Source organism: Streptomyces sp. NBC_00442 (genome assembly GCF_036014195.1).
GTDB lineage: Bacteria > Actinomycetota > Actinomycetes > Streptomycetales > Streptomycetaceae > Streptomyces.
In genome coordinates this window covers 2113365-2136997 of sequence record NZ_CP107918.1, presented here as the reverse complement: position 1 = coordinate 2136997, position 23633 = coordinate 2113365, and the positions used below count along the sequence as shown (strand labels likewise).

20 protein-coding genes are annotated in these 23633 nt (G+C 72.5%); 5 read left to right on the top strand and 15 right to left on the bottom strand.

All coding sequences use genetic code 11. The features are described 5' to 3' along the window. Positions 1 to 46 precede the first annotated feature (46 nt). Entirely contained in the window at positions 47 to 1306 is a 1260-nt protein-coding gene (locus OG432_RS09410; RefSeq protein ID WP_328309667.1) for a styrene monooxygenase/indole monooxygenase family protein, read from the top strand. Positions 1307 to 1358: 52 nt separating this feature from the next. Here the strand turns inward: OG432_RS09410 and OG432_RS09405 are convergent, their stop codons facing one another. The 4 genes from OG432_RS09405 to OG432_RS09390 form a co-directional block, all read right to left on the bottom strand. Beyond that, a complete protein-coding gene (locus tag OG432_RS09405; protein ID WP_328309665.1) occupies positions 1359 to 2543 on the bottom strand; it encodes a C40 family peptidase in 1185 nt (394 codons plus the stop codon). Positions 2544 to 2648: 105 nt separating this feature from the next. Next, the gene (locus OG432_RS09400) at positions 2649 to 2948 is read right to left on the bottom strand and encodes a hypothetical protein (RefSeq protein ID WP_328309663.1); all 300 of its coding nucleotides are present in this window, start codon (positions 2946 to 2948) and stop codon (positions 2649 to 2651) included. Positions 2949 to 2958: 10 nt separating this feature from the next. Beyond that, positions 2959 to 3681: a TetR/AcrR family transcriptional regulator gene (locus tag OG432_RS09395; RefSeq protein ID WP_328309661.1), complete on the bottom strand. Its 723-nt coding sequence runs from the start codon at positions 3679 to 3681 to the stop codon at positions 2959 to 2961. Between the two features lie 29 nt (positions 3682 to 3710). Continuing rightward, positions 3711 to 4640 carry an AurF N-oxygenase family protein gene (locus OG432_RS09390; protein ID WP_328309659.1) on the bottom strand — a complete coding sequence of 310 codons (930 nt, stop codon included), beginning with the start codon at positions 4638 to 4640 and terminating at the stop codon, positions 3711 to 3713. Positions 4641 to 4829: 189 nt separating this feature from the next. Between OG432_RS09390 and OG432_RS09385 the strand changes: the two genes are divergently transcribed. After that, positions 4830 to 5936, top strand: coding sequence for a ferritin-like domain-containing protein (locus OG432_RS09385; protein ID WP_328309657.1), 1107 nt, complete (start codon positions 4830 to 4832; stop codon positions 5934 to 5936). Positions 5937 to 5972: 36 nt separating this feature from the next. On the opposite strand, the gene OG432_RS09380 is transcribed toward OG432_RS09385, so the two are convergent. The 7 genes from OG432_RS09380 to OG432_RS09350 form a co-directional block, all read right to left on the bottom strand. After that, the gene (locus OG432_RS09380) at positions 5973 to 7436 is read right to left on the bottom strand and encodes a penicillin-binding transpeptidase domain-containing protein (protein WP_328309655.1); all 1464 of its coding nucleotides are present in this window, start codon (positions 7434 to 7436) and stop codon (positions 5973 to 5975) included. Continuing rightward, positions 7433 to 8824 carry an FtsW/RodA/SpoVE family cell cycle protein gene (locus OG432_RS09375; RefSeq protein ID WP_328309653.1) on the bottom strand — a complete coding sequence of 464 codons (1392 nt, stop codon included), beginning with the start codon at positions 8822 to 8824 and terminating at the stop codon, positions 7433 to 7435. The genes OG432_RS09380 and OG432_RS09375 overlap by 4 nt, the downstream gene beginning before the upstream one ends. A gap of 237 nt (positions 8825 to 9061) precedes the next feature. Further along, positions 9062 to 9403 (bottom strand): SH3 domain-containing protein, encoded by a 342-nt coding sequence (locus OG432_RS09370; RefSeq protein ID WP_443058356.1) that lies wholly within the window; start codon positions 9401 to 9403, stop codon positions 9062 to 9064. 163 nt (positions 9404 to 9566) lie between these two features. Next, entirely contained in the window at positions 9567 to 10862 is a 1296-nt protein-coding gene (locus OG432_RS09365; protein WP_328309652.1) for a HAMP domain-containing sensor histidine kinase, read from the bottom strand. 29 nt (positions 10863 to 10891) lie between these two features. Next, entirely contained in the window at positions 10892 to 11677 is a 786-nt protein-coding gene (locus OG432_RS09360; protein ID WP_328309650.1) for a hypothetical protein, read from the bottom strand. A gap of 70 nt (positions 11678 to 11747) precedes the next feature. Continuing rightward, positions 11748 to 12374 carry a class F sortase gene (locus OG432_RS09355; protein WP_328309648.1) on the bottom strand — a complete coding sequence of 209 codons (627 nt, stop codon included), beginning with the start codon at positions 12372 to 12374 and terminating at the stop codon, positions 11748 to 11750. 105 nt (positions 12375 to 12479) lie between these two features. Beyond that, positions 12480 to 12779, bottom strand: a complete 300-nt coding sequence (locus tag OG432_RS09350; RefSeq protein WP_328309647.1) for a zinc-ribbon domain-containing protein — start codon at positions 12777 to 12779, stop codon at positions 12480 to 12482. A gap of 170 nt (positions 12780 to 12949) precedes the next feature. Between OG432_RS09350 and OG432_RS09345 the strand changes: the two genes are divergently transcribed. After that, the gene (locus tag OG432_RS09345; protein ID WP_328309645.1) at positions 12950 to 13747 is read left to right on the top strand and encodes a nuclease-related domain-containing protein; all 798 of its coding nucleotides are present in this window, start codon (positions 12950 to 12952) and stop codon (positions 13745 to 13747) included. A gap of 57 nt (positions 13748 to 13804) precedes the next feature. Here the strand turns inward: OG432_RS09345 and ligD are convergent, their stop codons facing one another. Further along, entirely contained in the window at positions 13805 to 14689 is an 885-nt protein-coding gene (gene ligD / locus OG432_RS09340) for a non-homologous end-joining DNA ligase (RefSeq protein WP_328309643.1), read from the bottom strand. Between the two features lie 63 nt (positions 14690 to 14752). Between ligD and ku the strand changes: the two genes are divergently transcribed. Together ku and OG432_RS09330 are read left to right on the top strand one after the other, a co-directional pair. After that, positions 14753 to 15916, top strand: coding sequence for a non-homologous end joining protein Ku (gene ku, locus OG432_RS09335; protein WP_328309641.1), 1164 nt, complete (start codon positions 14753 to 14755; stop codon positions 15914 to 15916). Positions 15917 to 16106: 190 nt separating this feature from the next. Then, positions 16107 to 17105, top strand: coding sequence for a PP2C family protein-serine/threonine phosphatase (locus tag OG432_RS09330; RefSeq protein ID WP_328315049.1), 999 nt, complete (start codon positions 16107 to 16109; stop codon positions 17103 to 17105). Between the two features lie 31 nt (positions 17106 to 17136). On the opposite strand, the gene OG432_RS09325 is transcribed toward OG432_RS09330, so the two are convergent. The 3 genes from OG432_RS09325 to OG432_RS09315 are packed head-to-tail and all read right to left on the bottom strand — an operon-like array spanning position 17137 to position 23482. After that, positions 17137 to 18558, bottom strand: coding sequence for a DUF6177 family protein (locus OG432_RS09325; RefSeq protein WP_328309639.1), 1422 nt, complete (start codon positions 18556 to 18558; stop codon positions 17137 to 17139). Next, a complete protein-coding gene (eccCa, locus tag OG432_RS09320) occupies positions 18555 to 22562 on the bottom strand; it encodes a type VII secretion protein EccCa (protein WP_328309637.1) in 4008 nt (1335 codons plus the stop codon). The genes OG432_RS09325 and eccCa overlap by 4 nt, the downstream gene beginning before the upstream one ends. Continuing rightward, positions 22559 to 23482: a type VII secretion protein gene (locus tag OG432_RS09315; protein ID WP_328309635.1), complete on the bottom strand. Its 924-nt coding sequence runs from the start codon at positions 23480 to 23482 to the stop codon at positions 22559 to 22561. The genes eccCa and OG432_RS09315 overlap by 4 nt, the downstream gene beginning before the upstream one ends. Between the last annotated feature and the right edge of the window lie 151 nt (positions 23483 to 23633).

The window sequence follows — 23633 nt, the reverse complement described above, 5'->3', positions numbered from 1 at the left end:
CCCCGCCCCCCACGTTCGCTACGCAGATAACGGAGAACGGTCCCGCATGCGGAGAATACTCATCGTCGGAGCCGGCCAGTCCGGACTCCAGCTCGCCCTCGGACTCCAGGCGCAGGGGTACGAGGTCACCCTGATGTCGAACCGCACCGCGGACGAGATCCGGTCCGGCCGGGTCATGTCCACGCAGTGCATGTTCCACACGGCGCTGCAGCACGAGCGCGACCTGGCGCTGAACTTCTGGGAGTCCCAGGCCCCCAGGATCGAGGGCGTCGGCATCTCGGTGGCGTCCCCGCCCGAACTCGCCCCGGAGATCGGCCCCCGGGCCATCGACTGGATGGGCAGGCTCGACGGGTTCGCGCAGTCCGTCGACCAGCGGGTCAAGATGGCCGGCTGGATGGAGACCTTCGCGCAGCGCGGCGGACAGCTGGTCATTCACGGCGCGGCCGTCTCCGACCTCGACTTCTTCGCGCGCACCTACGACCTGGTCATGGTGTCGGCGGGCAAGGGCGAGCTGGTCTCGATGTTCGGCCGCGACGCGTCCCGCTCCCCGTACACCGAGCCGCAGCGCGCGCTCGCCGTCTCCTACGTGCACGGTCTGGGCCCGCGCCCGGAGCACCCCGACACCGAGGCGGTGCGCTGCAACCTGATACCGGGTGTGGGCGAGCTGTTCGTCATGCCGACCCTGACGACGTCGGGCCGCGCGGACATCCTGTTCTGGGAGGGCGTCCCCGGCGGCCCCCTCGACGTGTTCAACGGCGTCCAGGACCCCGCCGAGCACCTGGCGCTCACCCTGGAGCTGATGGAGCGCTTCCTGCCCTGGGAGTACGCCCGCGCCACCAAGGTCGAACTGACCGACGCGGGCGGCACGCTGGCCGGCCGTTACGCGCCCACGGTCCGCAACCCCGTCGGACGGCTGCCCGGCGGCGGCCTGGTGCTCGGCGTCGCGGACGTCGTCGTGGCGAACGACCCGATCACCGGTCAGGGCTCCAACTCGGCCTCCAAGTGCGCCGCTTCGTACCTCGCGTCGATCGTCGAGCACGGCGGTGCCGAGTTCGACGAGGCGTGGATGCGGGCCACCTTCGAGCGGTACTGGGACACCGCCCAGCACGTGACGAAGTGGACCAACGCCATGCTCGGCGCGCCGCCGGAGCACGTGCTGAACCTGATCGGCGCGGCCGGCCAGCTCCCGCCCGTCGCGGACCGCTTCGTCAACGGCTTCGACAACCCGGCCGACTTCGAGAACTTCTTCTTCGACCCGGAGAAGACGAACGCCTACCTCGCCGAAGTGGCGGCGTCGCAGGGCTAGTCGGTCAGTTGGTCGGTTGGTCAGTTGGTCAGTTGGTGAGTCGGCCGGTCGGCTAGTCGGGATCGGTCTCGGAGGAGTACCCCGTGTCGACACCCTCCGCCGCTCCTTCCGGGAGCTTCGGGGGGTGGTACGCGGACAGCGGGGTGAGCGGGGCGGCAGCCGGGTCCGGGCGGACCGCGCCCAGGAGCGGATTCGCGGCGATGGGGGAGACCTTGACGCGGGCGCCGGGCCGGGGCGCCTGCACCACCAGACCGTCGCCCACGTACATCGCCACATGGGTGGCCTTGGGGAAGTAGACCACCAGGTCGCCGGGGCGCAGCGAGGTCAGCGCGATGTGCGGCAGCTCGGCCCACTGCTCCTGGCTGGTGCGCGGGATGGAGCGGCCGGCGTGCGACCACGCCTGCGAGGTGAGCCCGGAGCAGTCGTAGGACTCCGGCCCCTCCGCGCCCCACACGTACGGTTTGCCGATCTGGTCGACCGCGTACGTGAGCGCCCGGTCGCCCTCCGGCGAGGGGGCCCGGGTGCCGCTGAGGGCGCCCGAGGACAGCAGGTTCTGCTGGGCACGGTCGGTGCCCCGCTGTTCGAGACGGGTCAGTTCGGACAGTTGCTCGGGGGAGAGGTCGGCGAGGAGCTTCTCGACCTCCTTGAGGCGCTGCTCCACGTCGTCCTTCTCCCGCTGCTGCCGCTTGGCGAGCGCCTGCTGCTCGTCGAGCGCCCGGCGCGAGGCGCGCGCGAGGTCGGCGGCCTGCCGCTCGCCCCGGGTGAGCCGGTCGACGGCGGCCTGGCGTTCGCCGGCCGCGCGGGCCAGGACGTGGCGCTGGTCGAGCGCGCTCTGCGGGTCTTCGGCGAGCAACACCCGCATGTACGTGGAGAGATCGCTGCGGCCCTGGTACTGCTCGCGGGCGAGGCGGCCGGCGGCGCCCCGGCTCCGCGCGAGCGCGGTGCGCGCGGTGGCGAGCGATGCGGCGATCCTCTTGTCCTCGGTCTCGCGGCGCTTCAGCTCGACGTCGGTGGTCTTGTACGCCTCGGTCGCCTCCTCCGTCTGCCGGTACAGCGTCTGGAGCCGGCTCAGCAGGGCAGGGGCGGAGGTCCCGGGGGGCTGTTCGGGCTGTTCGGGAAGGGCGGCCGCGGACTCGCCGGGCGGCCGGGGCGCGGCCGCCGCGAGCGGGGCCACCGCCGTCGTCGCCAGGGCCACGGCGACGGCCGCCGCGTACACCGGGCGCACGCGAGCTGACATGTCCTCACCTCCGGTCCCGGGCCGGTCCTTCCGGCCCCACCGGATCGGATCGTGGCACGCCCCGGCGGGACTATCGCCGCGAGAAGGGTGAACGGGGTATTCGGCTCACTCGTGCGGCGGCAGCCCGGTGCGGGGGCTTGCGCCGGGGCCCTTCTTCGTCCATGGCCAGCGCCGCGGCTCGCGGCCCTCGGGCACGTAGGTGTACTTCCAGCCGCGCGGAAGGCCGAGCCGCTTGGTGTGGGAGGCCGGCTCCAGTCGGTAGGCGTGCACCGTCGCGGGGCCGCCCTCCTGATCGGGCACGGGCACCTCGTACCACTGCGGGGGCTTGCCGGTGGGGCCGGTCAGTACCGGCAGGACGCGCCCGTCGAGGGGGCCGCCCACAAAGAGGGTGTTCTCGCTTCGCACCCCCCAAGTCTCACAGGAGGTGGGCCGCCCCGCTCACGACGGGTATCACCCGGCGGGCGAGCACACCCGCCGCGCCGTCCGTGCGCTCGTGGGCCAGCGCGGCGCGCACCGCCCGCGCGGTCTGCTCGTCGGTGGCGGCGGTGACGGTGAGCAGCGCCACCAAGTGGTCCACCAGCCAGTCGCGCAGGTCGGGCAGCGGGGGCCGCTTGTCCTCGTCGAGCCAGATCAGCGAGGCGGCCTCGACGGCGGCGATCCAGGTGCGCACCATCATCCGCAGCCGCGGGCCCGGGTCGGCCACCTCCAGGTGGACCAGGATCTGCTCGGCCGCGGCCCGGCGCACCTCGTCGACGATGGCCGTGGTCCGTGACGTCTCGGCCATGCTGCCGCCCTGGAGGAGCGCCGAGAACCCGGCGTCGTGCTGGTCCACGAAGGCGAGGTAGCGGTCGAGCGCCCGGGTGAGCCGCTGGGTGAGGGGGCCGCTCTGCGCCTCGGCGAAGCACAGTTCCAGTTCGTCGGCGGCCGAGCGGAGCGCGGCCTCGTACAACTGCTGCTTGCCGCCCGGGAAGTAGCGGTAGACCAGCGGGCGCGACACCCCGGCCGTTTCGGCCACGTCGTCGAGCGATACGTCCTCCGGCGCCCGGTGCGCGAAGAGCGACAGGGCCGCGCCGAGGAGCTGGGTGCGACGCTCCTCGACGCTGAGCCTGCGGTAGGCGGGGGTGGCGGCTGAGGTCATACCGGGAGCGTAATCCCCTGGAGCGGGCTTTACGCCAGGAGTCCCGAGCTCTTCCACAGCCTCCGGCTCACCCCGTTCAGGACGCCTATGTCGTCCAGGAATTCGGTGAGGCGGCCCGCGCCGCTCTGCATGACCTCGCGCCGGTGGCCGCTCGCCCTCACCTGGGCCACGGCCTCGCGGCGGTCCAGGCCCACGTTCTCGTACACCTTCGGATTGACGAAGCAGGTGGCGAAGACGCGGGCCGCCTCGCCGCAGCTGACGCGGGTCAACTCCCGCTCCCAGCGCGGCGCGCGGACCATCTGGCGCCGCAACTCCTCGCGCGCGTACCGGACATGGCGGGCCTCCTCGACCACGTGGATGCGGGTCACGCCGCGCACCAGGGTCTGGACGCGCTCGTCCGGGAAGGTCAGGCGCTGCATCCAGTCGAGGATCTCCTCGCCGAGCAGGGTCGCGGCGAAGGAACCCGGCGTGGTGGAGACGGTCTTCAGGACGCGTGCGAGGTTGTGGTAGACGCGCGGCACCGGATACGCGGGCGCCCCGCCCTTCTTGATCATGCGGGCGAACATCATCGAGTGGCGGCACTCGTCGGCGATCTCGGTGAGCGCGTACCGGACGTGGCTGCTGGTGAGGGACTTGTCGTAGATGTGCCGTACGAGCAGCTGCATCAGGATGATCTCGAACCAGATGCCGAGCGAGGCGAGCGAGGCGGCCTCGTGGCGGGCGAGCTCCATGCGCTGGTCCTCGGACATCCTCCGCCACAGCGGGGTGTCGTACAGGGACAGCAGCTCCGGTGGCCAGAACCACTTCCCGTCCTCGACGGGCGCGTCCCAGTCCAGCTCCTTGTCGGGGTCGAAGGAGTGCTTGGCGGACGATTCGAGCAGCCGCTCGGCGACCTGCTCGCGGTCCCTGAGCAGGCCGAGTGCGTCGCGGAGGGCTTCGCGTTCGGTGACGGTCGTCATGGCGAGGGGCACCTCGTGGCTGGGTTACCGGGGGTCGCCCCTTATGAGACTCCTTGTCAGCAAGCCCGTCAATCCCTTGCGCACGACTTGTTGACCCCGCGTCTACCACCGTGTGAACCTGCCAACTGCACAACGGTGTGCAGAAGTTGAGGTGCCGGACGACGCCGTCCGTGAGTGAAGGAGCCGCACGTGTCGACGCACGACCTTTATGTGAACGGCCCGCAGGAACCCCTCTGGCAGGTGCCGGCCTCCGGCGCCGCCCGCTTCAGCTGGGAGTACGACGACGGGCGCGAACGACTGCTCGCCCTCTACCAGAAGGGCAAGGACAAGCAGTGGGACGGCGCCAAGCGCATCGACTGGGCCCTGGAGGTCGACCCCCACGACCCGCTCGGCACCCCCGACGAGGCGATGACCCTCTACGGCACCCCGCACTGGGCCAAGATGACCGAACGGGACAAGGGCGAGCTGCGCCTGCACTACACCTCCTGGCAGTTCAGCCAGTTCCTGCACGGCGAGCAGGGCGCGATGGTGTGCGCCGCCCGCATCGTGGAGTCGGTGCCCGACCTGGACGCCAAGTTCTACTCGGCGACCCAGACCATGGACGAGGCCCGGCACGCCGAGATCTACGGCCGCTTCCTGCACGAGAAGCTCGGCATGCTCTACCCGGTCAACGACAACCTCCAGGCGCTGCTCGGCGACACCCTGCGCGACTCCCGCTGGGACATGCCCTACCTCGGCATGCAGGTTCTCATCGAGGGCCTGGCGCTCGCCGCCTTCGGCATGATCCGCGACACCACGGACAAGCCGCTGCCCAAGCAGATCCTGGCGTACGTCATGCAGGACGAGGCCCGGCACGTCGCCTTCGGCCGCATGGCGCTGCGCGACTACTACAAGCAGCTCTCCGACGCGGAGCTGAAGGAGCGCGAGGAATTCGTCATCGAGGGCTGCTACCTGATGCGCGACCGGCTGCGCGGGGTGGAGGTCCTGGAGAACTTCGGCATCCCGAAGAAGGAGGCCGAGCAGCTGAGCGAGGAGAGCGAGTTCCTGCACCTGTTCAGGAAGCTGCTCTTCAGCCGCATCGTGCCCTGTGTGAAGGACATCGGCCTGTGGGGCGAACGCCTCCAGAAGGCCTATCTGGACATGGGCGTCTTCGACCTCGGCGACTCCAACCTCGACCTCCTCATGGCCCAGGACGAGGAGATCGCCGAACGGCTCGACCAGGAACGCTTCGCCGCGGAGGAGGAGGCGCGGGTGGCGGAGGTGGCCGGGGCGATCGAGGAGGGTGCGGTTTCCTGAGCGCGGGCCGCGCCGGTCGCGCCGGCCGGGCCGGGGTCAGCGCGCGCCGACCAGCGCCGCCTCCATCACGGCCTTCGCGATCGGCGCCGCGTCGCCGCCGCCGCTGATGTCGCCCCGGTTCGCCGACGCGTCCTCGACGACCACCGCGACCGCGACGGCCGGGCGGACCGCGCCGTCGGCCTGGGCCCAGGAGATGAACCAGGCGTACGGGCTGCCGATGTTGCCGATGCCGTTCTGCGCGGTACCGGTCTTGCCGCCGACCGTCGCCCGGGGGATCGCCGCGCTGGTGCCGGTGCCGCTGCGCACCACGTCGATCATCATCTGCTGGAGCCGCATGGCCGTCGCCGGGTTCATCGCCCGGTGGTAGCTGCGCTGGCGGGTCGTGGAGACCGTCGTGCCGCGCGCCGTCGTCGTACGGTCCACCAGATAGGGGTACTTGAGGTCGCCGCCGTTGGCGACGGCCGCCGAGACCATCGCCATCTGGAGCGGGGTGGCCGTCGTGTCGAACTGGCCGATGGAGGACAGGGCGAGCTGGTCCGGGCTCATCCGGGTGTCGAAGTTGGACTTGGCGACGCCCGAGGGGATCCGGATCCCCGTGTCGTTGAAGCCGAACCTCCCCACCGCCTCCAGCATTCTCGGCAGGCCCACCTTCACGCCGAGCCCCGCCATCACCGTGTTGCAGGAGACGTTGACGGCGTACGAGAGCGAGGCGTTGCCGCAGCCGCTCGCCTCGTTGGGCAGGGTGGTGGCGGTGTTGGGCAGCACATATGGGTCGGGGGTGTCGGTGGGGGCGTCGACGTCCGTGACCACGCCCGCGTCGAGCGCGGCCGCCGCCGTCACGATCTTGAAGGCGGACCCGGGCGGATAGGTCTGCCGGATCGCCCGGTTCAGCATCGGCTGATTGGCGTCGCCCGTCAGGCGCGACCAGGCGTCGGCCACCGGCCTTCCCGTGCCCGACAGGACACCGGGCTCGTAGGAGGGGCTGCTGACCAGGGCGAGGATCTTGCCCGTCGCCGGTTCGAGGGCCGCCACCGCGCCCTTCTTTCCGGCCAGGCCGTCGTACGCGGCCTGCTGCATCGACGCCCTGATGGTGGTGACGGCCCGGCCTCCCGAGTGCCGGCTGCGCGTCAGGTCGTTCCACAGCGGGAACACCGACAGGAGCGGAGAGGTGCCCGACAGGACGGAGTCCTGCGCGTTCTCCACCAGCGTGGTGCCGTACGTCTGTGAGGCGTAGCCGGTGACGCTGGCGTACAGCGGCCCGTTCTTGTACGTCCGCTCGTAGCGCAGCTGCTGGCCGGTGTCCTTCGATCCGGTGATGCTCTCGTCGCCGACCACGATCGCGCCGCGCGGCTGGTGGTAACGGGCAATGGCCAGGCGCCGGTTGGCGGGGTTGGCGTCGAGCGCGTCGGCCTGGAAGACCTGGACGCGGGCCGCGTTCACGAGCAGGGCCACGAGCAGGACGAAGCAGAAGGCGGCCGCCCGCCGGATGTAGCGGATCACGTGGCCGTCTCCTCCATCGTCGGCTGCGGCTGTGCGATGACGCCCGGCTCGACCGCGGGGAGCGGACGGCGGGCGGAGTCACTGATCCGGATGAGCAGCGCCACGATGATCCAGTTGGTGACCACGGACGAGCCGCCCTGGGCGAGGAAGGGCATCGCCATGCCGGTGAGCGGGATGAGCCCCATCACGCCGCCCGCGATCACGAACACCTGGAGCGCCAGGATCGAGGCGAGCCCGATGGCGAGCAGCCGCCCGAAGGGGCTGGTGAGGCTGAGCCCCGCGCGGTAGCCCCGGGCCACGAGCAGGGCGTACAGGAGGAAGATCGCGGTCAGTCCGGACAGGCCGAGCTCCTCCCCGGCCGTGGCCAGGATGAAGTCGGACTTGGCGGCGAAGCCGATCAGGAGGGAGTGGCCGAGGCCGAGCCCGGAGCCGAGGGTGCCGCCGGCGGCGAAGGCGAACAGGGACTGGGCGAGCTGGCTCGGGCCCAGACCCGCGTCGATGGTGGCGTAGGGGTCGAGCCAGTCCGTGACCCGGGCGTGGACATGGGGTTCGAACAGGGCCACCGCGGCCGCGCCGGCCGAGGCGAGCAGCAGGCCCACCGCGATCCACCCGGTCCGCCCGGTCGCCACGTACAGCATGATCACGAAGATGCCGAAGAACAGCAGCGAGGTGCCGAGGTCGCGTTCGAGGACGAGGACGCCGACGCTCAGCAGCCAGATCATCACGATCGGGCCCAGCACCCGGCCGGTGGGCAGTTGGAGCCGCCAGATCCTGCGCCCGGTGTAGGCCAGCGCGTTGCGGTTGGCCGCGAGGTAGGCGGCGAAGAAGACGGCGAGGAGGATCTTGGCGAATTCGGCCGGCTGGAAGGAGAAACCGGCGGCCCTGATCCAGATCTTGGCGCCGTTGACGGCGGGGAAGAGGATCGGGGCGAGCATCAGGGCGAGCGCGACCGCCATCGAGAGGTAGGCGTAACGCTGCAGGACGCGGTGGTCGCGCAGGATCAGGACGACGGCGAGGAACAGGGCGACCCCGAGCGTCGACCAGACCAGCTGGGCGGGAGCGGCGCGGCTGCCGGGGGTCGCCAGGTCGAGCCGGTAGATCAGCACCAGGCCGAGCCCGTTGAGGAGCACCGCGATCGGCAGCAGCACGGGGTCGGCGTACGGGGCGCGCAGGCGCACCACGAGGTGGGTGAGGAGCGCGAGCAGGCCGAGCCCGGCCCCGTAGCGCGCGGCGTCGTGCGGCACCGTGCCGTTTCTGGCGAGCCCGACGTCGACATAGCCGAGCACCACGACGCATACGGCACCGACGAGCAGGGAGAGTTCGACGCCCCGCCGCTTGGGGTGGCGTGGCTCGGGCGGGCAGTCGTCCGCCGCCGACGGTGCGGTCATGCCAGGCAACGTAGCAAGATGCGGGTCTTATGTCCCCGTATGTCGTAAGGCGTCGAGCGGAACGCGTCACGGGTGCCGGCCGTCGCGGCGCCGCCCGCGCCGATGGCCCGGGTCGGCGCCCGCGTCGTGAACGGGCCCGGCGGGCCCGTACGAGTGACGGGGAGTGCGGCTCGCCCGCAGAATCCGAGCGAGTTCGCGACCGCTAAGTGTGTCCGTCGCGGTGCGGGTGAGGACTGCTCAGCACCAGCGGGGCGAGGGGCCGATGTTGTCGATGTAGAAGGCGGAACCCCATGCCCAGGTGCCGTCGGTGAGCAGATACCAGCGGTCGTTCCCGTTGACCCGGTCGCCGCCGGTCTTGCAGAAGATGTGCACGATCGAGCCGTACGCCGCCTTGCCGACGATCCTGCTGCTCCGGGTGGGCCGGTCGCGCAGGATCAGGCCGGACTTGGCGGTGACGCGACCCTTGTAGTCGCCGTGTGCGGACTCCTCGGCGGCGGCGGTCTGCGCCGTGGCGAGGACCGCCACGGCTCCCGTGGCGACACACAGGCCGAGAGCGGCAAGGGGGGAGCGCAGGAACATGATGCCTCCTGTGAAAGGGGCGGGGCCGCGGGTGAGCGACCCTCAATTCGCTTGCCTCACACTAAATTCGCACCTTGGGGATCGCAAAGCGTGACGGCTCGTCACGCGTGGTGCGCGAGGTGCGTGCGGGGCCGCTCGGGGCTGCTCGGGGTGCGTGCGAGGGTCACTCGGGGCGCCCGGCCGCCGCGTCGTCGGGCCGCGCGAGGCCGGTGACCTCGGGCAGTTCGAGCCGGGCCACCGCTCCGCCGTCCGGGGCGTTGCCGAAGCTCAGCGTCGCGCCGATCACGGCCGCCTGCCCCGCCGCGATGGTCAGGCCGAGCCCGTGCCCCTTGGTTCCCGCGTCGGTGCGGAAGCGCTGGGGACCGTGGTCGAGCAGATACGCCGGATAGCCCCCGCCGTGGTCGCGCACCGTGATGACCGGGCCCCGCACCGTCAGCTCGACCGGGGCCCCGCCGTGCTTGTGCGCGTTGGCGAGCAGATTGCCGATCACCCGCTCGAGGCGGCGCTTGTCCGTCTCCACGCACGCGTCCCGCACCACCGTCACCGTGGTGCCCGCCACCGCGGTGCCCGAAGCGACCGAGGCGCGCACCACCCGCTCCACCACCGGGGCCAGCTGTTCGAGGTCGAGATCGACCCGCTCGCCGCCCGCGTCGAGCCGGGAGATCTCCAGGAGGTCCTCGGTGAGCGAACGCATCGCCCTGACCCGGTCGCGCACCAGCTCGGCGGGGCGCCCCTCGGGCAGCAGCTCGGCCGCGGCGTGCAGCCCGGTCAGCGGGGTGCGCAACTCGTGCGCCACGTCGGCGGTGAAACGCTGCTCGCTGAGGAGCTTGCCCTGGAGCGTGGAGGCCATCGTGTCCAGGGCGCCGGCCACGGTGGCGACCTCGTCCTGCGGGCGCGAGGGGTCCTTGGTGCGCGGGTCGTTGACCCGCGCGTCGAGGTCGCCCGCCTCGATCCGGCGGGCCACCGTCGCCGTCTGGTGCAGCCGCCGGGTGATCCTGGTGACCGCGAAGACGCCGACGAGGAGGGTGGCTCCGATGGCGAGGATCGACGAGCCGAGGATGGCCTTGTCGAGACCGTTGATGGTGCGGGCGCTCTGCGTGTAGTCGATCTCGGCGGCGAGCGCCCTGCCGTCGGCCGGCCCCGCCGCCCACATCGTGGGGCGGCCGTGGTCGTCGTCGACGAGGGTGCCGCGCCTGCCGGAGACGGCGAGCGCGCGCAGCGAGCCCGGCAGCTCCGGCGGGTCGATGCCGGAGCCCGGCGGCAACTGCTCGCCCGCCTCGTACATCCGGGTGACGTCGGTGAGCCGGTCGAGCGCCTTGTCGCGGGCCTCGCCGACGGTCTGCCGGGTCACCGACACGTGCACCAGAACGCCGAGCAGACTCGCGAGCGCGCAGCACATCACGGTGATGAACACCGCGGACTTCCAGGTGAGCGTCGCCGTCCACGCGGGGAGCGGCATGCGGGTGGGACGGGGTATCCGGGGGAGTCTCATGGTGCGGCCGCCGTGGGGGTGGCCGACGGGCCCACCGTCGGCGGCTTCTTCTTCGGCGACGGCTGCCCGGCGCCGGACGGCGAGCGGTGCTTGCCGCCGGGGGTGTCGGTGCCCGGCTTGTGGCGCACGATCTCGTCCCGGGTGGGCAGCATCGCCCGCTGGTGGTCGTCCCAGGACCAGGCGGTGCGGTACTCGTACCCGGGCATGCCCGCCGACACCGACCGCAGGATCACGTCGCGGCCGGCCAGGTCCACGCTGATGATCTGGTCGACGGTGGACATGATGCGGATGAGCCCGCCGTCGGTGGCCGGCATGTAGCAGCGCACCGCGAGCTCCTGGTCGGGCATCCGTATGCCCAGGATCAGCTCGTCCTTCCCGTCCCCGGTCAGGTCGCGGTAGTACGGCTTGAGCACGGGGCAACTGCCCGGCTTCTGCTTGCAGGTGGCGAGCTGGCGGACCGTTTCGTCGTACAGGCCGTCGCTGCCGCTGTAGGCGTTGGGGTGCGCCTTCACCTCGGCCTGGACCACGGCGACCGGGTTCAGGCGGCGTACGTCGCCGCCGGACACCTTGATCCCGGGCACCTGCTCGGTGTCGGTCTCGCCGTAGTCGTTCGGGGTGGCGGAGGCGGGCGGCAGATCGGGCCACAGGTGGATGGGGCCGATCGCCGTGGGCGTGGCGCCCGAACTCTTCAGGTGTCCCGCCCCGCCGCAGCCGGACAGCAGCAGGGCACCCGCTGCGGTCAGCAGGGGTGCCAGCAGTGCGATGCGGCGGTGGCGGGTCAAGGTGCTCCTGTCGTGCGGGAGCCCCAGGCTATTTCACCCTCCGCCACGGCTTCGCCGTAGCCCCGGCCGGTTACGCGGCCCGGACCAGATCGGCGTAGAAGATGATGTTGGCCGAGCGGTGACCGTCCTTGATGGGGCCCCCGCAGGTGATCAGGCGGAGCTCGGGACGATCGGTCGTCCCGTAAACCTTATGCGTGGGAAAGTCCTTTTTCTCGACCTGCTCGGTCTCCCTGATCCGGAACACGGCGGTCGAGCCGTCCGCCCGGCCGACCTCGATGACGTCCCCCACCTCGATGTCCCGCACGTTCCGCATCAGTGCGGGGCCCTCGGCGGTGTCGTAGTGCGCCACCAGGACCGAGGCCCCCTTCTCGCCCGGGGTGACGCTGCCGGTGTACCAGCCCGCCTGCTCGGCCCGGTCTACCGGAGGTACCTCCAGCTCCTGCGCGGAATCCACGCCCAGTCGCAGCACCGGGCTCGCGTCGACCCCGGCGGACGGGATGACGAGCCGGGTCGGCTCGGCGGCCCTCAGCGGGCGGACGCCCGCTTCGGCCCGTGCGGTGGCGGCGTTCCGCACCCGCACGTCCGGGGCCTTGGCCGCCGGCTCCGGGGCGCAGGCCATGATGCCGCCGCCCACGGTCAGGGCGAGCACGGAGGCGGCCGCGATCCTGGTGGTGCGGGGCAGGGTGGATGTCGTCATGCCTATGACGCTAAATGTCCGGCATTGCGGCATTGCCGCGCGTTGGTAACGGCCGGCCATAGATCTGCGGGCGGTCCCGTCATGGTCCCGCGCCCCCGACGAGTCCTACTGCTGGTACGGGTTCTGGCCCTGCATCTGCCCCGGCTGCGGCTGGCCGTACGGCTGCGGTGCGACCGGCTGCGCCAGCAGACCCTCGGCCTGCTCCTTGGTGATCTGCTGCTGAAGACCGCAGAACGTGCACTGCGTGCGGAACTTCGTCGAGATCGGGAACAGCGGAACGAAGAACAGCGTGAACTTGGTGACGGCCTTGCGCAGCGCGTGCGCGGCCGGGTTGCCGCAGTTGCCGCACACGAGCGTGAGCATCGCGAGCTGGTAGAGATAGCCGCGGGTGCCGAAGATGATCATTGAGTGGTTCCCCTCCCGGATCCATTGGATGCGTGTCGCGCGTAAGTGTCGTGGCCATGACCGCCTCGCGTCCATCGCGGGGTGGCGCCATCGCGCCGCGACGACGCCCGCCCCGCGTATTGCCTCACGGTCACCAGGCTGTTCCCATGGGCGAGGTGGGGTGATGGGGCATGCCAGGACTGAGAGTCACACCGGTGCACCGGCACGGACAGGCGCGACTGTACGTCAGCCTCCCGGACGGGCGTGCCGCCGCCTGGTACGACCGCGACTCCGGCCGCGTATCGCTGCTGCTCGACGACCACCGGGACGCGGTGCTCGCGGCGCTGCGCCCCTACGCCGTCGGCGAGCTGCTCGTCGGCCCGCCGCCCGTGCCGACCGTGGCCGACCTCGCCAGGCTCGCCCTCCACCCGGACGACGACCTCGCGCCCAACCGGCCCGGCGAGACGCTCCTGACCGAGCTGGAGCGGCACGCGCCCGCCCGCCGCTTCGGGGCCGACCCCAGGCGCCGCGCGCTGGCCGCACACGAAGCCGCAGGGGCCGCGCTCGACCTGCTCGAACACGCCGGCTGGCGGGTGCTGCACGCGGTGCCGCTGCCCGGCGGGGCCACGATCGACCATCTGCTCGTGGGTCCCGGCGGCGTCATCGCCGTACGCTCCCTCGACGCCGGCCACCACCGGGTGCGGATCGCCGACCCGCTGGTCACGGTGGGCCGGTCCGCCCCGCGCCCGCTCCTCCGCGACGCCCGGCACCAGGCCGAACGCGCCGCCCACGCCCTGGCGGCGGCGGTGCGGCCGCTCCTCGTCCTGGTCGACGCCGAACGGATCGAGCCGAGCCCGGCCAACGGCGTGAGCGTCCTGAACGACCGCGAGATCCCCGACCTCGCCCGCCGGGGCGGCGTCCTGAAACCGGCCGATGTGGAGGCCCTGTACTGGACCGCGCGGGACCGCAGAACGTGGCTGCGTGTCTGAGACTCCCGCGCCTCCCGCGCCGCGCCCGCGCGCCCGCGTGCTCATGCGCCCGCGTGCTCACGGCAGCCGGCCCGCCCCGCCGGGGTCCGTCAAAGGGGCCAGCAGATCACCGTCCCGCTCCACGCGGGCCGCGATGTCACCGATGAGGAACGTCAGGTCGTCGGGGGAGCCGCACGCCTCGACCTCCGCCCACGCCACCGGCGCCGACACCGTCGGACGGTCCTTCGCGCGCACCGTGTAGGGCGTCGCGGTGGTCTTCGCGGCGGCGTTCTGGCTGAAGTCGACGAACACCTTGCCCGGCCGCAGCGCCTTGGCCATCTTGTGCGTGACCAGCTCGGGCAGCGCCGCCTCGGCCTCCTTGGCCAGGACCTTCGCGTACGCGGACACCCGCTCCGAGGGGGTCGGCTCCAGCGAGGCGAGCAGATGCAGCCCCTTGGAGCCCGAGGTCTTCGCGTACGCCCGCAGCCCGTCCGCCGCCAGCCGGTCGCGCAGCCAGAGCGCCACCGCACAGCACTCGACCACGCTCGCGGGCGCCCCCGGGTCGAGGTCGAGCACCAGCCGGTCCGCCTCGGCCGGGGCGTCCGCCCGCCACTGCGGGGTGTGGAACTCCACCACCAGGTTCGCCGCCCACATCAGGGTCGCGAGATCCGCCACCACCACCTGCCGGGCCGCCTTGTCGTCGGAGCGCGGAACCTCGGCGGTATTCACCCAGGAGGGGGTGCCGGGCGGAGGATTCTTGGTGAAGAAGCGCTGGCCGCCGGGGCCGTCGGGAAAACGCAGGAACGACACCGGACGGCCCCGCAAATGGGCGAGCAGCGGGTCCGCGACCGACGCGCAGTAGTGCAGCAGCTCGCCCTTGGTGGTCCCGGTCGCCGGATACAGGACCTTCTCCAGGTTCGACAGGGCGATCCGCCGCCCCTCCACCTCGGTGATCGGCGTCATACGATGAGAGTCCCACGGACAAACCACGTGAACCACACTCCTCGGGGACGAAGAGGAGAAAAAGTGCGATCCATCTGGAACGGCGCGATCTCGTTCGGCCTGGTCAGCATCCCGATCAAGCTGGTCAACGCCACCGAGAACCACTCGATCTCGTTCCGCCAGATCCACACGGCGGACGGCGGCCGCGTCCGCTACCGCAAGGTGTGCGAGCTGGACGGCGAGGAGCTCAGCGGCGACGAGATCGGCAAGGCGTACGAGGACGCCGACGGCTCGATGATCCCGATCACCGACGCCGATCTGGCCCTGCTGCCGCTGCCCACCGCCAAGACGATCGAGATCGTCGCGTTCGTGGCGGCCGACTCGATCGACCCGCTCCAGATGGACGCCGCGTACTACCTCTCCGCCAATGGCGTGCCCGCCGCGAAGCCGTACACCCTGCTGCGCGAGGCCCTCAAGCGGAGCCGGAAGGTCGCCATCGCCAAGTTCGCGCTGCGCGGGCGGGAGCGGCTCGGCATGCTGCGGGTGGTCGACGACGTGATCGCGATGCACGGACTGCTCTGGCCGGACGAGATCCGCGCCTCCGAGGACGCAGCGCCCGAGACGGACGTCAGCGTCCGCGAGGCCGAACTCGACCTGGCGGACGCCCTGATGGACACCCTCGGTGAGGTGGACATGTCGACCCTGCACGACGACTACCGCACCGCCGTCGAGGAGCTCATCGCCGCGAAGGCCGACGGCGCCGTCGCCCCCGCGCCGGCCGCGCCGGCCTCCTCCGGGGGCAAGGTCATCGACCTGATGGCGGCCCTGGAGAGCAGCGTCAAGGCCGCGAAGGCCGCACGCGGCGAGGACGCGGGTGGCGGGGCGGGCGAGGGCGTCGCCGAGGTCACGCACCTGAACGCGCGCAAGACCACGACCCGCACGGCGCCGGCGAAGAAGACCGCGCGTACGAAGGGGGAGGGAGCGGCGAAGAGGTCCACGACGGCGAAGGCGACGGAAGCGAAGCCCGCGCGGTCGAAGCCCGCCACGTCGTCGAAGGCCACGTCGTCGAAGGCGACATCGTCCAGGGCCACGGCGGCCAAGTCCGCCGCCAAGAAGTCCGCCGCGTCGAACCCCAAGCCGACCGGGGCGAAGAAGTCCACCGCCGGCACGGCCAAGAAGACGGCGGCCAAGACCACGGCGAGAAGGACGACGAAGACGGCGGCGCCCAGGAAGCGGGCCAGCGCCTGACGCCCACGCCCCCGCGCGCGGCCTCGATTCGGTAACGGAAGGGTTGCGGCGCACCCGTGATGGCGAAATGGATGCCCAAGGGTGTGAAAGGGGTGTGGTCATGCTGCCAAGAACCGTCGACGGCCACGCCCGCTCCGAGGCGCCCGGCGCCACCGAGCCCCTCGTGCTGCGCGTCCTGCCGTACGCGGTCATGGGGCTGGTGGTTGTGGCCAACCTGATCGCCGGGCCCACGGTCGGACTGCTGCCCCTGGTCTCGCTCGGTCCCGCCTTCGCCGGCCTCGTCGGAGGGTGGCGGCGCACGGTGGCCGCCGGCGTGATCGCCCTGGCGGCCGGGGTCGGACTCGGCATCTACAGCGACCTCTTCGAGGAACGCCGCGGCTTCGCCTCGCTGGCCGCCGTGGCCGGGGTCACCGCGGTGGGCGTCGCAGGATCCGTGATGCGCCAGCGCCGCGAGGCGGAACTCGCCGGCATGCGCTCCATCGCGGAGGTCGCCCAGCGGGTCCTGCTGCGCCCGGTGCCGCGCAGCGCGGGCCACCTGCGGGCGGCGGTCTCGTACACCTCGGCGGTCGCGGAGGCACGGATCGGCGGCGACCTGTACGAGGTGGTGGCGGCGCCCGAGGGCGTACGGGTAATCATCGGCGACGTGCAGGGCAAGGGCCTCGAATCGGTGGAGACGGCGGCGGCGGTGCTCGGCGCGTTCCGTGAGGCGGCCCACGACGAGCCGGACCTCCGCGGGGTCGGCGCGCGGGTCGAGCGGGCGGCGGAGCGGGCCCTCGAGGGCGAGAAGTTCGTCACCGCGATCATCGCCGAGCTCGACCCCGAGAACGGGGCGGTGTTCCTCAACTACGGCCATCCGCCACCCCTGTTGGTACGTGCCGACGGCGAGGTGTCCTTCCCGGAGCCGGCCCGGTACGCGCTGCCGCTGGGGCTCGGGCTCGGCACGGGGGAGGGCCCGCTGCCCTTCCGTGTCGCGTTCGCCCCGGGCGACCAACTCCTCCTCTACACGGACGGCGTGACCGAGGCGCGGGACCGGTCCGGAGCGTTCTACCCGCTGGGGGCCCGCACGCTCCTCTTGAAGGACCCCGACCCCGAGTCGGCCCTCGAGGCCCTGCGCCGCGACCTGATCCTCCACACGGAGGGCCCCCTCCACGACGACGCGGCCATGCTCCTGCTCCGCCACCGCGACTAGCCCCACCCCAGCAATACGGGCCGGGCCGGGGTTACGGGGCCGGCGGGGGGTTCAGGTGGGTCATGAGGTGCTCCAGGCTCGCCCACGTACGCGCATCCCCACCGTCCCCCAGGACGTAGTGCAGCGAGGGCGCCGCATCCGGGCCGAGCTGGACGGGCCGCAAGGACAGGGGCGGGCGACGGGCGTGGGCGAGCCCGGCCGCCCGTACCCCTTGCGCACCCAGCGTGTACGACACCGGAATCGGCGGCGCCTCGAACCACGCCGGCACGGCGAGATCGCGGCGCCCGCGGCGCAGCGACACGAACATGTCGGTCAGCCCGTGCGCCCCGGCCAGCGTCGTGGCGAGCGCCTCGATGGCGTCGAGCGGGACGCTTTCGTCGGCCCCGTACCCGAGCGTGAGCGTGGCATCGGCACCGACACCCCCCTCGGCCCGGGTCACCCGGAGCCCGGCGAGCGCGGGCCGATCAGGGTCGCCGACGGCGAGGAAATGCGTCGGCTCCGGTGCCCGGTCGCGGGCCAGGTCCGTCAACTGCCGGGTCGACCAAGGGAGGTTGATGGGCTCGGCGGTGCCCCAGCCGGCCGGAGCCGCACCGGTCAGCGCGCCCCAGGCCGCTTCCAGGGCGCGCCCCAGCACGAGGTTCTCGTCCGCGTTGTGCACCGTACGGAACGCGACGATCAGCTGCCGCTCCGAGGAGGCCGGCGCCGCGCCGAACGCCTCGGCCACGACCGCACCCCCCGACGCGTCACGGGCCGGCGCGAACGTGCCGTCCTGCCAGCGCAGCACCGCGCCGGAAAGACCGTCGTAGTACCCGCAGTCGGGATCCTTCACCACCCACCGGTTGGGCGCCCCGGTCAGCGCCGTGCGCAGCGGAAGGCTGAGCCGCACCCCGGGCGGCGTCACGATCTGGAGGGCGCGACGGCTCTCCACCGCGGCGCGCAGGATGTGGGAGAGCCACGCCGTCAGGGCGACGAGCGGGCGGTCGCACATGACGACCGCCGTCGAGTCCGTGAGCACGTCCACCGTCGGGTGCGCGCCGCCGCTCACCGGCCGCGCGCTCACCTCGCTCCGCGGCGCCACCGGCACGACGTCGGTGGTCGCCGCGCCGGGCGGCCACGTGGCGCCGCCGAGCAGCATGGTGAGCCGCCCGACGACCGACCCCGCGAGCGGCTCCGCCTCGGGCGCCGCCGTGGAGGCCCGCGCCTCCGTCCACCAGAACGGCAGCCCGGGGGGAGCCACTTGATCCCCCAGGAGACGTTCGGCCTCGCCCGGCACCTGCACGAGCAGCGGCGCCTCCAGGGAGACCAGGGGCCGCCCGTCGGCCGCGCAGAGCTGAACCACCGCCCCGTCGTCGCCGGTGTCCACGGTGAGGCCGGGCCCGCCCGCGTACAGCCCGGCGAGCAGCGCCCAGGTGTCCGGCATCTTCGGGGTGAGGGCGATGACGTCCTTGGTCACGAGTGCTCTGCTTCTTCCGGCTGGTGCGCGAGGGCGGTCTGGACGAGCTGGTGGCGCCGGCCCCGGCGCACCAGGAACCCGCGGCCCGGCGGCTGTGCGGCCGCGTACAGGCCGGGGAACAACTGGCCTTCGGTGCGGTCGCCGGCCATCACGAGCGCGGTGGTGCCCGTCTCGCGCAAAGTGGTCAGGAACGGCTCGTACAGCGCCCGCGAGGAACCCGCGACGCGGCGGGCCACGACGAAGTGCAGCCCGATGTCCTGCGCCGACGAGATGTACGGCAGGAACGGGGCGAGCGGCTGCTGCCCCGCGGTGGTGAGGATGTCGTAGTCGTCGACGAGGATCACGATCCGCGGGCCGCTGAACGCGGGCCCCTCCGGCAGCGCGTCATGATCCACGCTTTCGTCGGGCAGCCGCTTCTCCAGCTCGGTCGCGATGCCCGCCGCGAGACCCGCAGCGACCTTCGCGTTGTGCGCGTAACCCCCGCGGTACGGCTCGGGCACCACGCCGCGCAGCCCGCGCCGCGGGTCGAACACGGCGAAGACCAGCTCCTCGTCGCTGTAGCGCGCGGTGAGCTGCTGGGCGACGAGCTTGAGCAGATTGGTCTTGCCGCACTCGTTGTCGCCGAGGACCAGCAGATGCTGGTCGTGCTCGAACAGGTCGAGCAGGACGGGCGCGAGCGTGTCCTGGTCGACCGCGATCGGGATCCGTTTCGGCTCCGCCGCCGGCGAGGGAAGCCGCTGCGCGGGCAGCCGCATCGGCAACACCCTTACCGGGGAGGCGAGTTCGCCGTGCCAGGTGGCCCGTACGGTACGGGCCGCGTCTTCGAGCGCGGGCCCGAGGTCGGCCGCGGAGGACACCGAGTCGGTGCGGGGAAGCGCGGCCTGCGCGAACAGCCTGCCGTTGGTCAGGACCCGGCCCGGGGTGTCCAGGGCGAGCGTCTCGGACAGCTTGCGGTCGATCGCCGAATCGGTGGGATCGTTGAGCCGCAGCTCCAGCTGGGTGCCGAACATCGACTGCGTCGCGATCCGTACGTCGTTCCAGCGCAGCATGCCCGCCACGATGTGGATGCCGTAGCCGCTGCCCCGCTTGAGCAGGTCGGCCACCGCGTCGTCCAGATCGGCGAACTCGTCGCGCAGCGCCCCGTACCCGTCCACGAGCAGCACCACGTCGGTCGAGCCGAGCTCGGGGAGCCGGCCCTGCGCGCGCAGGGCACGCAGCTCGTCCACCGAGTCGATGCCGTGCTCGCGGAACAGCTCCTCGCGGGCGGCGAGCATGGCCCGCACCTCCGCGACGGTCCGCGCGGCCCGCTCGTGGTCGGCGCGGCCCGCGATCCCGCCGACGTGCGGAAGCCCGGCGAGCGCGGCGAGGCCGCCCCCCACCAAGTCGAGCCCGTACACGGCGACTTGGGCCGGAGTATGGGTCAGGGCGAGTGACAGGGCCAGGGTGCGAAGCAGGGTCGTCTTGCCGGACTGGGGGCCGCCGATGACGGCCACGTGCCCGCCGGCCACCGTCAGGTCGAGGGTCCAGGGTCCCTGCCACTGGCGCCCGGGGTCGTCGAGCAGGCCCAGCGGCACGCGCATCGGGCCGGGGCGGTGGCCGAGCCTGAGACCCTGCTCGGAGACCTGGAGCGGGCCGGCCGCCGCATCGAGGCTGATGGCCTGCGGAAGCGGAGGAAGCCAGATCCGCCGCACCGGCGCCGCGGCCGTACGCAGCTGGTCGACCATGGCCGACATGACGGTCGGCCCGGTCTCGCGCTCCCGCATCTGCGGCTCCGCGACCGCCTGTGAACCACCGTCGTGCTCGGGGGAGTTGAACGTGGAGTACGGCACGGCGAGCGGGGTGTCGTCCCGCTGTTCCAGGACGGCCGGACCCCGGTAGGCGCCGGAGACGTACCCCGCCTTGAAGCGTTCGTACGTGGACGTGTCGACCTTCAGATAGCCGAAGCCCGGCAGCGGCGGCAGATGGAAGGCGTCCGTCGTGTCCAGGACGGTGCGCGACTCGTCGGCGGAGAAGGTCCGCAGGCCGAGGCGGTAGGAGAGGTAGGTGTCGAGGCCCTTGAGCTTGCCGCCCTCGATGCGCTGGCTGGAGAGCAGCAGATGGACGCCGATGGACCGGCCGATCCGGCCGATCGACAGGAACAGGTCGATGAAGTCCGGCTTCGCGGTGAGGAGTTCACCGAACTCGTCGATCACCACGAAGAGGTGCGGGAGCGGCTCCAGGTCCGGGCGCTCGGCGCGCAACGCGGCGTAGTGTCCGATGTCGGCGACGTTGCCCGCGTCCTTGAGGACCTGCTGACGCCGCTTCACCTCGCCCGCGAGGCTGGTGTGCACACGCTCGACGAGCCCCGCCTGGTTCTCCAGGTTGGTGATCACCCCGGCCACGTGCGGCAGGTCGGCGAACGGCGCGAACGTGGCGCCGCCCTTGTAGTCGACCAGGACCAGCGCCAGATCCTCCGGCGGATGCCCGGCGACCAGCGCGAGCACCAGGGTGCGCAGCAGCTCCGACTTGCCGGAACCCGTCGCGCCCACGCACAGCCCGTGCGGGCCCATGCCCAGCTCGGACGATTCCTTCAGGTCGAGCAGCACCGGCTGGTGGCGGTCGTCGAGACCGATCGGCACCCGCAGGAACGCCCGCTCGCCGCGCGGCGCCCACAGCCGGCCGATGTCGAGGTCCGCCGGGTCGTCGATGCCGAGCAGCTGCGGAAAGTCCACGGGCCCGGTCACCGGGGTGCCCTCGGCCACCGACTCGGCGGACAGCCGCAGCGGCGCCAGCATGCGCGCGAGCCCCTCGGCGCCCGCCGTGCCCATCTCGTCGGACAGGCCGTAGGACAGGGCGGGCCTCGGTGCGGCGGGATCGCGCAGATCCTCCACCGTGATCCGCTCCCCGTCCACGCTGATCCGCACACTGACCTGATCGGGCTCGTGCACCTGCTGCTCAAGCAGGTGCAGCACGGTGACGCCCATGTCGGTGAGCCCCACCGCCGCGTCCGGGCGCGGCAGTTCCTCGGCGGGCAGGCCGTACTCGTCGCTCACCACGAGCAGCCGGTCGATCATCAACAGCGCGTCGCGGTCGGAAAGCCCCCGGCGCACCTCGGCCGCGTACGACGCCCGACGGCGCAGCTCCGAACGCATCAGACGGGCCAGCTGCGGCACGCTCGGCGCGATCCGCCGCGCCGCGAGGGGACCGTCGCTCTCGATCGCGTCCAGCACATGGGGCAGCCACTTGGCCCACTCCCACTCCGCGAGGCGCTCGCCCGGCACCGCGAACGCGATCGCCAGATCGTCCGGCGCGTGCGTGACCGCCGCCTGCGCGAGCAGCGCCCGCGCCACCCGCAGGACGCCCTCGCGGTCACCGACCACGCTCACGTTCGCGGCCCGGTCGAGCGGCACCGTCAGCGGCGACTCGGTGGCCGTGGCATACCGGGCCACCAGCGCCCGCGCCTCGTTCAGCATGAACGGGTCCGGCGGCGTCAGGACGCCCTGGGTGCTGTTCTGCCCGATCGACAGATCCTGCGCCGGTACGGTGCCGGTGCCCACCCGCACCCGCAGGAAGTCGTGGTCGCCGCGCCGCCGCTCCCACAGCCGCGCCGGATCGCGCACCAGGTCGTACAGCGCCTGCGGCGGCGGGTTGAGAATCCGGGCGCGCAGCCTCGACTCCCGCTCCACCGCGCCGAGTTCCTCGCGCTGCTCCTCCAGGTACTCCAGATAGCGCTCGCGCTGGGTGCGCCTGGTGCGCTGCGCCTTGCCCCGCTGGGACAGGAACAGCGCGACCGCGCCGAGCAGCGCCACCACCAGGACGATGGCGCCGAGCCCCGCGAACTGGCTGTTGCGGATCACCGTCATCATGATCACGGAGCTCATCACGCCGGCCATCGGCAACAGTGCGGTGGCCGCCGTACCGGTCTTGCCCTCGGGCAGGTTGGGCGGCGGCTCCACGGCACGCGGCGCCGCTGGGCCGCCCGGCCGGGTGGAGCGCGCCGGCCGGTGGATCTGGTGCAGTGTCATCGCACCCTCACCGCCCGCTCCATCGCCTCGGCGGCCAGCGCGACGGCGGCCTGGCGGGTGGCCCGGCCGAGCAGTGCGGTCTGGATGGGGCCTCCCTGGGCCAGATGCCGGTCGTAGGGGACCGGGAACACGGTGACGCCCGCCTCCCGCAGATGCGCGGTGGCGGCCTTCAAGTCCAGTGTCATGTCGGGCGAGTTGGCGGTCAGGGCCACCACGGTGGTGGCGAGTGCCCGATGCGGAAGGTGGGCCAGCCAGTCCAGGACGACCCGGGTGCCGCCGACGCCCTCCGCGGTCATCGGGGCCACCACCACGCGGGCGTGCGCGGTGTCCATCGCGGTACGGGCCACTTCGCCGGGCAGCGTCTCGCAGTCGACCACCGTCACCGCGAAGTACCGCCGCAACGCGAGCGTCACCGCGCGGTAGGTCCGCATGCTCAGCGGCGCACCGAGGCGGCCCTGGCTCGCCGGCAGCAGCCAGCCGCCGTCGGTGATCGGCACGAGGTATCCGGTGACGTCGGTCAGCTGCATGGCGGGGGTGAGGATGCCGGCGAGGTCGGCGCAGGACCACCGCACCGACTCGGCACCGAGCCGCACCGGCAGCGTGCCCAGCGCGCCGTCCGCCTCCAGGGCGAGCACCGGATCGTGCCGGTAGTGGTTGAAGCTCCGGGTGAGGAGCGCGGCCACGGTGGTCTTGCCGACGCCGCCCCGGATCGAGGTGACCGCGATGACCCGGCCGGTCGTCACGGGTTGCTGCAACTCCCGCCCGATCCGCGTCTCCTCGGCGACGTCCTGCGACGCGGACGCGCCGAGCCTGCGCACCGTACGCCCGGCCCGCTTGGTCACCGAATCCCCGTGCACCGCCTTGCCGAGCGCCACGGCGAGCCGGGGATCGACGGTGGGCACGGACTCGGGCGTGGCCACGGGCACGGAGGCGTCGCGCCCGCCGGGGATGCGGAGTTCGGGGAGGGTGGCAGGACGGGCTTGTGGGGCGCCGGGTCCGCCGTGCGCGGCGCGGCCGGGTTCGGGAGCCGGGGCGGCGTGGGGGTCGAGCGGTGCGTGGGGACCGCCAACT